Source organism: Stutzerimonas sp. LR2 (assembly GCF_055755175.1).
On sequence record NZ_JBVTRR010000002.1, the window covers coordinates 37,043 to 50,128 of the forward strand.

A 13,086-nucleotide genomic window follows, 5' to 3' on the forward strand; every position below is an offset into this window, starting at 1 on the left:
GCCGGCAAGATGCCGGCCTTTGTGCTGATGCGCTGGCGCGATTACTGATCGCCGACGCGCAGGATCTTCATGGTGTTGGTGCCGCCGGTGCTGTCGTGGTAGCTGTCACCCTTGGTCAGGATCACCCAGTCGCCCGGCTGCACGATGTTGCGCTTGAGCAACTCTTCCACCGCGATCTGGCTGACCTTGTCCGCCGGCAGAGCGGCCGGATCGAACGGAATGGTCTGCACGCCGCGGAACAGCGCAACCCGTGCCTGGGTTTCGCGGTGCGGCGAGAAGGCGAAGATCGGCACCGAGGAGCGGATGCGCGACATGATCAGCGGCGTGTAGCCACTTTCGGTCAGGGCGATGATCGCCTTGACGCCGGGGAAGTGGTTGGCGGTGTACATCGCCGCCAGGGCCGCGCTTTCGTCACAGCGCTCGAATTGCTGGCCGAGGCGGTGACCGGACTTGGTGCTGGTCGGGTGCTTTTCCGCACCGCAGCAGACGCGCGCCATGGCCTTGATCGCTTCGATCGGGTATTCGCCAGCGGCGCTTTCCGCCGACAGCATCACCGCGTCGGTGTAGTCGAGTACCGCGTTGGCTACATCGGACACTTCGGCACGGGTCGGCATCGGGCTGTGAATCATCGACTCCATCATCTGGGTCGCGGTGATCACTACCTTGTTGTGGCGGCGGGCGTGCAGAATGATCTTCTTCTGGATGCCCACGAGTTCGGCATCGCCGATTTCCACGCCGAGGTCGCCGCGGGCGACCATCACGCCGTCGCTGGCGCGAATCAGGCCATCGAGCGCCTCGTCATCGGCGACCGCTTCGGCCCGCTCGATCTTGGCGATCAGCCAGGCGCTGGAGCCGGCTTCGTCGCGCAGGCGGCGGGCCAAGTCCATGTCAGCCGCATCGCGCGGGAAGGAAACGGCCAAGTAATCCAGCTGCAGGTCGGCGGCCAGTTTGATGTCGGCCTTGTCCTTGGCAGTCAGCGCCGGTGCGGTCAGACCGCCGCCGCGACGGTTGATGCCCTTGTTGTCGGACAGCGGGCCGCCGATCAGCACGGTGCAGTGCAGTTCATCGGCCGTGGCGTTGTCCACGCGCATTACCACGCGCCCATCGTCCAGCAGCAGCTCGTCGCCAACACCGCAATCCTTGACCAAATCCGGGTAATCGATACCGACCACTTCCTGGGTGCCGGCGTCGCGCGGGTGGGTGACGGAGAAGCGGAACTGGTCGCCTTCCTTCAGCTCGATGCGCTTGTCGGTGAACTTGGCGATGCGGATCTTCGGGCCCTGCAGGTCGCCCAGCAGTGCGACGAAGCGGCCATGGCGAGCGGCGATCTCACGGACCAGCTCGGCCCGGGCACGGTGCTCGTCGGGGCTGCCGTGGGAGAAGTTCAGGCGGGCGACATCCAGCCCGGCGATGATCATCTTCTCCAGCACATCCGGCGAACTGCTGGCCGGGCCCAGGGTGGCGACGATCTTGGTGCGACGCTGAATCATTCAAATGGCTCCTTCTTCTGGCTGGCAGCGAGGCTACTATGCTCGACCGTTGTAGTCATCGCCCGGCGGCCACTACTCTTTCGGCGCATCTGACGGGCTGTCTGCAGGTTTTTCCGGCGCGGTCGATACAGGAGCATTACGGAGGAACCCATGCGTACCCTGATCATCGTTTTTCTGACCCTGTTCACCGTGGGCTGTAGTGCCCGCCACGCGTCCGATCGCCATCTGGACGAGGCATACCGGCATTACGAGGCTGATAACTGCGAGCGGGTGATGCAGTCGCTGTCGCAGGCGGAGCGTCGCAGCAAACCGCGTAGCCAGGCGCAGCCGGAGATTTCGTTGCTGCGCGGCCAGTGCCTTGAGCGTCAGGGGCTGTTCGTCGACGCGGCGGAAACCTACCGCTTCATCATCGAGCGATTCCCTGCCAGCGAATACGCCTACCGCGCCCGTGCCCGACTGGAGACTCTGCGTCAGCTGGGGCACTATCACAGCGAGGCGCAGCCGGTGGCACAGCCGGCCAGGCGTTGAACACCACACCGTTCATGTGAGGGAACATGCGAGCGCTGCTTCTGACCCTGATACTGATGCCGGCGCTGGCATCCGCGCAGATCTACCGGTGGACCGATGCCGACGGGCGCGTTCATTTCGGTCAGCGTCCGCCCGCTGGCGCCGAGCAGATCGAGGTGCGTCCGCAGGTCGTCGAGCGCGACGACCAGACCCGCGAGCGCGAGGCGCGCAGCGAGCGTTTCTTCGATGCGCGCCGCCAGGAGCAGCAGGCGGCGCGCGAGCAGGCCAGCCAGACACGGGCTGCTCGAGAGCAGGAATGCCAGAGCCTGCGCAGCCAGTTGTCGCAATTGCAGCTCGGCGGACGCTTCTTCCGTAACGATGCAGCCGGAGAGCGCGTCTACTACAGTGACAGTGAACTAGAGGCGGCTCGACAGCGCCTGGCGGCGCGCATCAGCCAGGTCTGCAACTGAACCGAAGGGACTCGATCGCAGGGCTAAGGTAGAAGGCTTGGACGACATGAACATGGCGAACCAGCGTCGTATTCAGCGGCATCAGCTGCCGTACTACCTCAACGTATTTAACCGTTTCACGGAAAAGCCGCTGGGCTTCATCGGCAATCTGTCCGAGGGCGGACTGATGCTGATCAGCCCCTATCCGATGATGCTCGGGGTGCGCTTCGAGATGCGCCTGAAAATCCCCGGCCAGACCGGCCAGCTGCGCCATGTGGATTTCAGCGCCTTCAGCCTGTGGTCAAGCGAAGACGTGACGCCGGGCAGCTACGACACCGGCTTCTCGCTGATCGATCCGCCAGGCGAGATCCGCGAGATGATCGCCGCGTTGCATCACTACTTCAGCTTCCAGCCGATGCTGCATGTGCCGCTGGCGCATCAGACCTGCCCGCCATCGGACCGCTTTACCGACAAGGACTGCTGTCACGGCGTCTAGACCTGTGATGGAGTGCCTTGGCCAGCCTTACAGCGACCCGGTTTTCTTCCACGCCAGATAACGGCCGACCAGCGCCGGCCCGAGGTCGCTGGGCTGGACGTCGAGCACCGGCAGGCCGCTGGCGCTCAGACGACGGTGCAGTTGCTGGCGGGCGTTGAGGTATTCCTGTGCGCCGCAGTAGTCGAGCGCGTCATCCAGACTCTGCACCGGCCGCTGGCGCAGCTGATCCAGCACTTCCTCACGCAGACTCACCAGCAGGACGCGATGCCGACGGGCCAGGCGCTGCAGGGCCGAGTGCAGCTCGACGTCATCCTCGTCACGCAGATTGCTCAGCACGATGACCAGCGCTCGGCGTGACTGGCGTGCCAGCAATTGCTCGACGGCCGCGCTGTAGTCGGCCGGCTGCTGGGTCGGTTGCAGGTCATAGAGGCTATTGAGCAGCAGGCGCAGTTGTTGCTGGCCCTTCGCTGGCGGCACATGGCGCTGCGCGTGGCTGGCGAAGGTGCAGGCACCGACCGCATCGCCTTGCCGCAACGCGGCATAGGCGAGCAGCAGGCTGGCGTTGAGCGCATGGTCGAAATGCGACAGGTCGCCATCCTGGCTGCGCATCCGACGGCCGCAGTCGAGCATCAGCATGATCTGCTGGTCGCGCTCGTCCTGGTACTCGCGGGCGATCGGTGTACGGGCGCGTGCGGTGGCCTTCCAGTCGATCTGGCGCAGGGTGTCGCCTTCGCGAAACTCGCGTAGCTGGTGAAACTCCAGACCGAGCCCGCGACGTGGTTGCTGGCGCACGCCAAGGCGGTTCAGCCACAGGTCGATGGCTTTGAGTCCGGCGCCATGCAGTTGAGCGAAGTCGGGGTAGACGCGCGTCTCGCTGAACAACGTCAGCGGTCGCCGACTGCGCCACAGGCCCAGCGGACTGAGCAGGCGGACATCGCAACGCTGGAACATTACCTGTCCGCGCTGGTTCGGCTGCACGCGGTAGTCGAGACGGCAATGTTCGCCGGATTGCAGACGCACCCGCTGTGGCAGCTGCTCGACGGTCATGCCGGGCGGGACGTGATCGAACAGCTCCAGCTCGAGCGGAGCGGGCTGTCGATTGCTCACCGTAAGCTGCACCGGGCTCCAGTGGCCCAGCGGCAGGCTGCCCGACAGGCTACGTTGCACCTCGGGTGTCGGCAGGCGCCGCAACCTGTAGACATCGAACAGTGCCGTGGCCAGCAATGCCAGCAGCAGCCCCCACCAGACCGGCTGCAGGCTGGTTGCGAGTTCCAGCTGCAGCGCGGCCATTACGCCGATGACCAGGGCCAGCAGCGCCAGGGCGGCCAGCGCAACGAGCAGGCGACGGGATGGACTCATGCGCGCGGCGCCGGGACCTGATCGAGTAGCTGGTGCAGGACCTGATCCACCGAAAGCCCCTCGATATCCAGTTCCGCCGAAAGCCGTACGCGATGGCGAAGCACGGCCCGCGCGCAATCCTTGATGTCATCCGGGGTGACGAACTCGCCGCCGCGCAGCAGCGCCCTGGCACGTCCGCCGCGTACCAGGGCGATCGAGGCACGGGGGCCAGCACCCAGCGCCAGGCCTGGCCAGCTGCGCGTGCTGCGCACCAGGCGCACGGCATAGTCCAGCACCTGCTCATCCAGCGGCAGCTCGCTGGCGATCTTCTGCAGCGCCTGCACGTCGCGTGCCTGCACCAGCTGGCGCAGTGCGCTGACGTCGAGCATGTCGGCGCGTGCCGAACGGCTGACCTGACGGACCAGCTCCAGCTCTTCATCCGCTTGCGGGTAATCCATGCGCAACATGAGCATGAAGCGGTCCAGTTCGGCTTCTGGCAGCGGGTAGGTACCTTCCTGCTCGATGGGGTTCTGCGTCGCCATGACCATGAACGGTTGCGGCACTGCCAATGCCCGGCCTTCGAGGGTCACCTGCCGCTCCTGCATCACTTCGAGCAGTGCCGCCTGAGTCTTGGCTGGTGCGCGGTTGATCTCGTCGGCCAGCAGCAGATTGGTGAATACCGGCCCCTTGCGCAGCTTGAACTGCTCGCTCTGCATGTCGTAGACCGCATGGCCGGTGACGTCGCTGGGCATCAGGTCCGGCGTGAACTGGATGCGCGAGAACTCGCCACCGAAGCAGCGCGCCAAGGCACGCACCAGAAGCGTCTTGCCCAGTCCGGGAACACCTTCGATCAGCACGTGGCCACCGGCGATCAGCGCGGTCAGAACGCCGTCGATGACCTCGTCCTGGCCGATCACCGCCTTGTGCAGTTCATCGCGCAGCGCCTGGGCCAGCTGGGCGGCACGTGCGCGCTGGCTGATGGGGCTGGTGGTCGGGGCGGGGCTGCTCGAATCGGGGATCTGTTCGCTCATAACGCATTCCTGAGGCTTTGCAGGTCGGCGACCTGGCGGGTGAATTCGATGGCCGACAGGCGCTGCGCCGGCACTGGGCGCATGGCCTGCTCGACACGGCCTGGTGGCAGGTTGGTGAGGCGGGCGAGCAGGGGCAGTTGCGCACCGGCCGAGAGCTGTTCGAAGCCGGGGTGATGGCGGCTGGCGCGGCAGCGGATGTCCTGCTGCAGCTGCTGCAGCAGCCGAGCCTGATTGCCGTGACGCATGAGGAACTCCGCCGAGCCGTGCAGGTGCTCTTGCAGCTGCCGGCGCGCCGGGCTGGCGGCAGGCAATATCGGCCCGAAACGCTGACCGGCGTGCCAGAGCCCGAGCACCAGAAGCAGTCCCAGGGCGACCAGCAGTTGCGGGAAATACCGGCGCAGCTGCGTGAACAGCCCGTCGTGCTCGCTGCGGTGCACAAGCGTCACTGCGCTGTCCTGGGTCAGATACCACAGCAGCCAGGCGTGGTCGTAATCGTCGATCTTGCGGTTCTGCCAGATCCAGCTATCGGTCAGGGCAGTGATCAGCCCGTCGCCGTGCTGCAGCTGCAGCATATGCGTGGCACCGGCGCTGTTGGCCCAGGCGTGGGCCCGATTATCGGCGTCGTACAGATGAAAGTCGGTGTCGAAGGCGATGAACGCTGGTGCGCGCTCGTTCTCCAGATAGAGCTTGGTCAGCTGCGGATGCTCTTCGGCGGTTGAGGACTGCGGCGTCTGGCTGCTTTCGTCCAGTTCCTCCGTTGCGTATTGCTGCAGATTGAGCCGGTCGAGCAGCAGGTCGCCACTTTTGCCTGCTTTCTCGTCCCACAGCCGCTCCGCCACCACCACCAGATGGCCGCCGGCGGCCGCCCAATCGAGCAGGCGTTCGGTCTGCCGTGGCGTCAGGTTGCGCCGGTCACCCAGCAGGAGCAGGGTCCGGCCCTCGCTTGGCAGCGTCTCGACGCTGCCGATGCCTTCGTGATGTTCCACCGTGAGGCCGAGGCCGCGCAGGAACAGCTCCGCGGCGAGATAAGGGTTGCTGCGTGCTTCCGGGGCCGGCCCATGTTCGACCACATCCTCGTAAGGTTGCAGCTGGCTGGCCAGCCAGATGATCAACAGGCCGAGCAGCAGCACCGCCACGGCGGCCAGCGCACGCGTATGCAGGCGACTCATGCCTGCACCTGCTGGCCGAACAGTCCGCGCCAATCGGCACACAGCGCATCGCGGGCCTCCGTTTCGGCGGGTCGGTGCCCGTACGCCTGCGCCTGCCAATGTCGGGTGAGGCGCTCGGCGAAGCCGGCCAGGGACTCGTGCTGCAGCTGACGCACCTGCTGCAGCACTTCACCTTCGGTGTGTGCTGCGTTCAAGGGTAGCTGGAAGTCGTGCAGCAGGCGGCTGAGCAGGCCGCGATAGAGCAGTGCCAGTGCCGCACGTGGGTCAGTCTGCCAGAGCCGTTCGGCTTCGCCGGCAATGTCGGCTGGCAGCTTCTCGGGCGCGACATCGAGGCCGAACAGCTGGGTGGGCGCTACGGCGGTACGTCGCTTGGGCATGCGCAGGCGCCCGGCGAAAACCTGCAGCCACTCGCGGTAGCGCCACAACACAATCGCCACCACCGAGGCCAGCAGCGTCCACAGCAGCACTTCCAGGATCTGTGCCAGGCGCTCCAGCCCTTGCCACAGCGAACCGCCCTGCAGTAGGCGTTCGAGCAGGCGTGCCAGGGTGCTCGGTCGCTCGGACGCTTGGCCATCGCCCAAGCGCCAGCGCGTCACGGTTTCGCGATGCTGGAACGGCGGCTGGTCTAGCAGCGCATCGATTCGTTTCCGTGCTGCGTCACTGGTCAGTGGCTGGTTGAGCAGTCGTTCGCTCTCCGGTCCCGGCTGGGTGGTGTCGGCTTGCGCAGCGGGTGCCGCCCAGGCGCTATTGTCCGCCGGCCAGAACAACAGGCTGACGGCGAGCAGAACCGCTGGCATGGTACTGAGCAGGCGCTGACGCAGGCGGCGGAAGGCGAGTTCGATGTCCCAGGCTTCAAGGTGGGTGCGTCGGTTGAGATAGAGGCTGAAGCCGCAGGCGACGTAGATCGGTTCCCAGACGACCAGCACCAGCGCGTAGAGCAGGTTCGACAGATGCTCGAGCCAGAGCCACTCGCCGCTCAGCCCGAGCAGGTCCTCCCAGTTCCAACGCTGAACCAGCTGTGCCGGCAGGAAGAAATACAGCAGGCCCAGCAGGCCGAGCCAGAGCGCGCCTTCCAGATGCACGCCAACCACGGTCAGCCAGCTGGCCGCGCGACCGTTGCGCAGGCTCAATGTCACCAGGCGCTGCTTGCGCGCCCGGCCGTCGAGGCCTTCGAGCTGCTGCACAGGCAAGTCGAAGCTGCGCGTCGTGCTCAGCCGGCGCCAGGTCAGGCTGGCCAGCCATTGCTGGCGCAACAGGCCAGGAAAGGCCTTGAGGCTCTCGCGCAGGGAGGGCGTCTCGCCAAACAGGGCTTTGGACAGGATGTGCAGCGGTAGCCGCTCGAACAACGGCTTGAGCCACCAGAACAGCAGCAGCGCGACGCTCGGGTGCTGCCACAGCAGCAGACTGAACAAGCCGAAAACCGGCAGCGTGACGGCTGCCCAGCTGAGCATCAGCAGTCTGGTGTGGCGCCGGGCCAGATGGATGCCGAGATCCAGCGCCTCCCATGAACTGCGCGGGCGTATCGAGACGCTGGCTTCAGTCAGCTGCATAACGACCCCGCCCGGCGAACATGAAGTAGGCGCCCACCAGCAGCCACAGCGCTGCGCCGACGATGTATTTGATCGTCGGTGTCGTCAGCGTCATGGAGGACCAATAGGCTTCGACGAATGCGGCGATCAGCAGGAAGGCGGTTGCGCCGCAGACCAGCTGGATGCCGTGTTTGGCTGCCAGGCGCAGTGCTTGCGCGCGAGTTCGGCAGCCCGGCGCCAACAGTGCTGCACCGAGCTGCAGCCCGGCCGCGCCGGCGAAGGTGATGGCCGTCAGCTCGAACGCACCATGGCCGATGACGAACGACCAGAATGGCTGGTGGTAGCCGATGCCCGTCAGGTGGCCGGCTACTGCGCCGATGGTCAGGCCGTTGAAGAGCAAGAAGAACAAGGTCCCCAGGCCGAACAGCAGCCCGCTGGCGAACGTCTGGAAGGCGATGCCGATGTTGTTCATCACGTAGTACCCGAACATCAGCCAGTCGTCACCGGCTCCGCGCTCGGCAAAACGGCCCAGGCGACTGGCATCGGGGTCGTACATCTGCTCCATCTGCGCGACCTGGTCGGCCGGCAGCACGCTGTAGACCAGGTCCGGAAAGGCGTATACCAGCGCAGCCATGCCGAGCAGGCTGCCGTAGAACAGCAGGCTGGCCGCCAGCACGTAGCGCCATTGGAGGCGCACGGCGCGGGCGAACCCGCCAGTGATGAAGCCGAGCGTGCGGCCGAGCAACGGGCTGCGGTGGCGATAGAACTGCTGATGGCCACGCAGGACCAGCCGTTGCAGCTGCTCGACCAACTGGCTGCTGTAGCCGCGGGATTCGGCAATGGCGAGCTGCTGGCAGAGCTGGCGGTAGGCGGCAGGGAAGGCATCGGCCTGTTGCGCGCTGGCCTTGCCACGCTCGAGCGCGTCCAGCTGCGCTGCGAATTCGAGCCAGCGCGCCTGATGCAGGCGTTCGAATGCGGCCTGCTTCATGCTGCACCCATCAGCGAACGGGCGATGCCGTGAATTTTCGCCTCGGCCTCCTGGTCCGAGGTCGCCAGCGGTTCGGCCAGGATCGAAGCCAGCTCGAGGCGGCGCTCGGCGGAAAGGCTGGCCTGGCGTTCGGCAAAGGCGATCAGCGCGCGCTGCTCGTCGAGGGTCAGTTTGAACGGAGCCGTGACGGCTTCCGCATCCGGCAGTGCTGGGCGCACAGCGGGTTTTTCCTGATAGACCACCAACGTGCCTGCTGCCAGGTCGCCGAGTCGCTTGAAGGCAGGGTTTGCGAGGCAACTCAATGCGCCCAGGAAATAGCCGAACGGCAGCAGGTCGACGAAACGCAGCAGATTGCGCGTCAGCGAGGACGTCCAGCCCACCGGCGTGCCGTCGTCATGCACGACGCGCAGCCCCAGCCAGTATTTTCCCGGCGTGCGGCCCTGATTCAGAACTTCGAAGAGCACCATGTACCACCACTGGACGAGAAACAGCAGCAGTGCGCCCAGCCCCATGCCGAACTTGCCCAGCAGTCCGAGCGTAAAGAAGAGGATCAGTAGCAGGGCGCCGCGAATACCCAGGTCGATGGTGAAGGCGAGCGCGCGCGGAACGAGACCGGCCGGGCGCAACACCAGGTCGATGCCCTCTGGGGTTTCCACGCGATGGCTGGTGTCGAGCAGGGCTTGGCGGTCGATGTTCGATGGCAAGGGCAAGGTCGTCTAGGGTCAGGCAGAAGCTGATGCTATGCGGCAAGCACGGCTGCGGCAATGCGCGCGATGGTCAGATGACCCGCCGGGCGCCGAAAGTGGGACGGATTATGGCGAAATGCCTGCTTCCTTGCAGGATGCCGTTCGCAGAGCGGGGCACCTTCCTGACTCACCGCGATGGCCATGTCGCAGCTGTTAGACTGCTGTGCTGATCGAGAAGGACTCTCCCGTGACTCCAAGCATCTTTTGGTACGACTTCGAAACCACAGGCATATCGCCCAGCCGCGACCGCCCCTTGCAGGTTGCCGGTATCCGCACCAACGAGGCGCTCGAGGAAATCGGCGAGCCGCTGAACATCTACTGTCGTCCCGGCGACGACATCCTTCCCCATCCCGCCGCGTGCCTGGTCACGGGGATCACGCCTGCAGTTCTGCAGCAGAAGGGGATGTGCGAGGCCCAGTTCGTTCATCATCTGCATCGGGAATTGTCGACTCCCGGAACCTGCGGCGCCGGCTACAACAGCCTGCGTTTCGACGACGAAGTGACCCGCTACAGCCTGTACCGCAATTTCTACGATCCGTATGCACGCGAATGGCAGGGCGGCAACAGCCGTTGGGATCTGATCGATCTGGTGCGTACCGCCTATGCGCTGCGCCCGGAAGGAATTGGCTGGCCGGAAGACGACGGGCGGGTGACGCTCAAGCTCGAGCGTTTGAGTGCCGCCAATGGGCTGGAACATCTGAACGCCCACGACGCGCTGTCCGATGTGCGCGCCACCATTGGCCTCGCCAGGCTCATTCGTGAGCGGCAGCCGCGTCTGTACGAATATCTCTTCAATCTGCGTCGCAAACATGCGGTGCTCGAGCAGGTCACCCTGCTGGAGCCGCTGGTGCACGTGTCCGGACGCTTCTCGGCTGCCCGGCATTTCCTCTCCGTGGTGCTGCCGCTGGCCTGGCATCCGCGCAACCGCAATGCGCTGATCGTTTGCGATCTGCAAGCCGAGGTGCGGCCGTTATGGCTGGAAAGCGCGGAAACGCTGCGACAGCGGCTCTACACGCGTCGCGACGAGCTGGCCGAGGGCGAGTTACCGGTCCCGCTGAAGCTCGTGCACATCAACAAGTGCCCGGTCCTGGCGCCGCTCAAGGTCTTGCGCGAGGCGGATATCCAGCGTCTGGAGCTGGACTTGCTTGCGTGCCACGAACGTGCTGACGCGCTACGCGAACAGCGCCACGTGTGGAGCCCAAAGCTGGACGAGGTGTACCGCGAAGAGGGGTTCATCGGTGTGGACGATCCGGAACAGCAACTCTATGACGGCTTTCTGGGCGAGCGCGATCGGCGGCTGTGCGATCGGATTCGCGAGATGGCGCCGGCAGAGCTCGCTCGGCAACAGTGCCACTTCGATGATGTACGGTTAGAGGAATTGCTGTTCCGTTATCGCGCGCGCAACTTTCCGGAAGCGTTATCGGCTGAAGAGCGGGTGAGGTGGCAACGGTTCTGCCAACAGCGCCTTAGCGGCGAGATAGCCGGCGCGCCCAATACCCTTGCGCAGTTCGAGGCGGATATACAACAGTTCATGCTCACTGCCACCCCGGCGCAGCAGCAGCTATTGCAGCAGTGGCGTGAATACGGGCGCGCCTTGGGTGAGCGTTACGGGTGCAACTAGCGCGTCCGGCCCGGTTAGCTATCGAAAAAGAGCAGCGGCTGTTACGGGTGGGAAGCGCGCAATAAAAAACGCCGCTTGTCGACGTCGATCAATAACGTCGGGAAGCGGCGTTCTTTATAACCCTGGTATTGCTTAGCCCAGAAGAGTGGCCCAGCTTTCCACGGTGTCGGAGCCCCATTGGGCTTTCCATTCTTTCAGCGTCTTGTGGTTGCCACCTTTGGTTTCAATCACTTCACCGCTGTGCGGGTTCTTGTACTGCTTGACGCGACGTGCGCGCTTGCTGGCGGCCGGCGCTTTCGCCGCACGTGGAGTTTTGCTGTTGCGGGAGGCATCCGGATCGAGCAGGGCGATGATGTCGCGCAGCGACTTCTGGTATTCGCCCATGAGTTCGCGCAGCTTGCCTTCGAACTCCAGTTCCTTTTTCAGTTTGTCATCTTCGGAAAGGGACTTCAGTCGCTCCTGAAGTTCCTTGATGGCCTCTTCAGTGGCGCGATACTCGTTGATCAGTGACATGTGACTTCCTTGGATTAGGTTTGAACGCAAGTGTCAGCAATCATAGTCCTGCGTAATGGGCAAGTAAATATAGATGGATAAAAAAGCGGGGCACTTTTTGTAGGGATATTTCATGCGTACCGAAGGGCCAGCGCGGACAGCTTTCGACAAGCTTAAACAAACGTAATTTCTGTTTTATCGGGCAAGTTTTTTCGATTGTTTCCAAGGCGTGTCCAAATAACCGGACAGCTGAATCGTGCCGGCGGGGTTGCGTGGCTTCTCAATCCAACGCCGGCGTTAACGCGATGGCTGTGCTTTTGTCTGCTGGGATAGAATGCCGCGTTTCCTTCGTGTCGGAGTAACCGTTAATGCGCACTTTCAGGCTGGTGATTGCCTGCCCCGATGGCGTTGGCATTGTTGCCAAGGTCAGTAACTTTCTCGCCACCTACAATGGCTGGATCACGGAAGCCAACCACCATTCCGACCACCAGAGCGGCTGGTTCTTCATGCGCCATGAAATCCGCGCTGATTCGCTTCCGTTCGACCTCGACGGGTTCCGTCAGGCCTTTGCCCCGATTGCCCGCGAGTTTTCCATGGAGTGGCGTATCACCGACTCCGAGCGGCGCAAGCGCGTGGTTCTGATGGCGAGCCGTGAATCGCATTGCCTGGCCGACCTGCTGCATCGCTGGCACAGCGGCGAGCTGGATTGCGACATTCCTTGCGTGATTTCCAACCATGACGATCTGCGCAGCATGGTCGAGTGGCACGGGATTCCATACTTCCATGTCCCCGTCGATCCTGCCAACAAGCAGGAGGCCTTCGCTGAAGTGACGCGCCTGGTGCGCGAACAGCGTGCCGACGTGATAGTGCTGGCGCGCTACATGCAGATTCTGCCTGCCGAACTGTGCGACGAATTCGCCCAGCGGGTGATCAACATCCACCACAGCTTCCTGCCGTCTTTCGTCGGCGCCAAGCCGTATCACCAGGCCTCGCTGCGGGGTGTGAAGCTGATCGGGGCGACCTGTCACTATGTCACCGAGGAGCTCGATGCCGGGCCGATCATCGAGCAGGACGTGGTCCGCGTCAGTCATCGCGACAGCATCGAGGACATGGTTCGCCTCGGCAAGGACGTGGAGAAGATGGTGCTTTCCCGCGGCCTGCGCTATCACTTGGAAGATCGCGTGCTGGTACACAGCAACAAGACCCTGGTGTTCAACTGACAGTCCGGAG

13 protein-coding genes are annotated in these 13,086 nt (G+C 64.2%); 5 read left to right on the forward strand and 8 right to left on the reverse strand.

What is annotated here, in order from left to right; genetic code table 11:
• Window positions 1-41: 41 nt before the first annotated feature.
• Window positions 42-1,490, reverse strand: coding sequence for a pyruvate kinase (gene pyk, locus ACVRRC_RS06465; protein ID WP_013982013.1), 1,449 nt, complete (start codon window positions 1,488-1,490; stop codon window positions 42-44).
• Between the two features lie 150 nt (window positions 1,491-1,640).
• On the opposite strand from pyk, the gene ACVRRC_RS06470 reads away from it, so the two are divergent.
• Genes ACVRRC_RS06470 through ACVRRC_RS06480 form a run of 3 tightly spaced genes read left to right on the forward strand, consistent with a single transcriptional unit; the run spans window position 1,641 to window position 2,942 of the window.
• Entirely contained in the window at window positions 1,641-2,018 is a 378-nt protein-coding gene (locus ACVRRC_RS06470) for a tetratricopeptide repeat protein (protein ID WP_011912334.1), read from the forward strand.
• Window positions 2,019-2,044: 26 nt separating this feature from the next.
• Window positions 2,045-2,467 carry a DUF4124 domain-containing protein gene (locus ACVRRC_RS06475; protein ID WP_011912335.1) on the forward strand — a complete coding sequence of 141 codons (423 nt, stop codon included), beginning with the start codon at window positions 2,045-2,047 and terminating at the stop codon, window positions 2,465-2,467.
• Window positions 2,468-2,513: 46 nt separating this feature from the next.
• Window positions 2,514-2,942, forward strand: coding sequence for a PilZ domain-containing protein (locus tag ACVRRC_RS06480; protein ID WP_017244364.1), 429 nt, complete (start codon window positions 2,514-2,516; stop codon window positions 2,940-2,942).
• Between the two features lie 27 nt (window positions 2,943-2,969).
• On the opposite strand, the gene ACVRRC_RS06485 is transcribed toward ACVRRC_RS06480, so the two are convergent.
• The 6 genes from ACVRRC_RS06485 to ACVRRC_RS06510 are packed head-to-tail and all read right to left on the reverse strand — an operon-like array spanning window position 2,970 to window position 9,701.
• Window positions 2,970-4,301 carry a DUF58 domain-containing protein gene (locus ACVRRC_RS06485; protein ID WP_125842008.1) on the reverse strand — a complete coding sequence of 444 codons (1,332 nt, stop codon included), beginning with the start codon at window positions 4,299-4,301 and terminating at the stop codon, window positions 2,970-2,972.
• Window positions 4,298-5,311 carry an AAA family ATPase gene (locus ACVRRC_RS06490; protein ID WP_017244362.1) on the reverse strand — a complete coding sequence of 338 codons (1,014 nt, stop codon included), beginning with the start codon at window positions 5,309-5,311 and terminating at the stop codon, window positions 4,298-4,300. The genes ACVRRC_RS06485 and ACVRRC_RS06490 overlap by 4 nt, the downstream gene beginning before the upstream one ends.
• Window positions 5,308-6,480 (reverse strand): DUF4350 domain-containing protein, encoded by a 1,173-nt coding sequence (locus ACVRRC_RS06495; RefSeq protein ID WP_192476090.1) that lies wholly within the window; start codon window positions 6,478-6,480, stop codon window positions 5,308-5,310. The genes ACVRRC_RS06490 and ACVRRC_RS06495 overlap by 4 nt, the downstream gene beginning before the upstream one ends.
• Window positions 6,477-8,030 carry a DUF4129 domain-containing protein gene (locus tag ACVRRC_RS06500; RefSeq protein WP_049325027.1) on the reverse strand — a complete coding sequence of 518 codons (1,554 nt, stop codon included), beginning with the start codon at window positions 8,028-8,030 and terminating at the stop codon, window positions 6,477-6,479. Before ACVRRC_RS06500 ends, ACVRRC_RS06495 begins: the two co-directional genes overlap by 4 nt.
• Window positions 8,017-8,997 (reverse strand): stage II sporulation protein M, encoded by a 981-nt coding sequence (locus ACVRRC_RS06505; RefSeq protein ID WP_472996776.1) that lies wholly within the window; start codon window positions 8,995-8,997, stop codon window positions 8,017-8,019. Before ACVRRC_RS06505 ends, ACVRRC_RS06500 begins: the two co-directional genes overlap by 14 nt.
• Window positions 8,994-9,701 carry an RDD family protein gene (locus ACVRRC_RS06510; RefSeq protein ID WP_013982020.1) on the reverse strand — a complete coding sequence of 236 codons (708 nt, stop codon included), beginning with the start codon at window positions 9,699-9,701 and terminating at the stop codon, window positions 8,994-8,996. Before ACVRRC_RS06510 ends, ACVRRC_RS06505 begins: the two co-directional genes overlap by 4 nt.
• Window positions 9,702-9,930: 229 nt before the next feature.
• Between ACVRRC_RS06510 and sbcB the strand changes: the two genes are divergently transcribed.
• Complete coding sequence (gene sbcB, locus ACVRRC_RS06515) at window positions 9,931-11,364, forward strand: exodeoxyribonuclease I (protein WP_472996777.1); 1,434 nt, start codon at window positions 9,931-9,933, stop codon at window positions 11,362-11,364.
• Between the two features lie 132 nt (window positions 11,365-11,496).
• Here sbcB and mvaT read toward each other — a convergent pair whose 3' ends face one another.
• Complete coding sequence (gene mvaT / locus ACVRRC_RS06520) at window positions 11,497-11,877, reverse strand: histone-like nucleoid-structuring protein MvaT (RefSeq protein WP_014596018.1); 381 nt, start codon at window positions 11,875-11,877, stop codon at window positions 11,497-11,499.
• A 347-nt stretch (window positions 11,878-12,224) separates the two neighbouring features.
• Between mvaT and purU the strand changes: the two genes are divergently transcribed.
• Window positions 12,225-13,076, forward strand: coding sequence for a formyltetrahydrofolate deformylase (purU, locus tag ACVRRC_RS06525; protein ID WP_014596019.1), 852 nt, complete (start codon window positions 12,225-12,227; stop codon window positions 13,074-13,076).
• The last annotated feature ends 10 nt before the right edge of the window (window positions 13,077-13,086 follow it).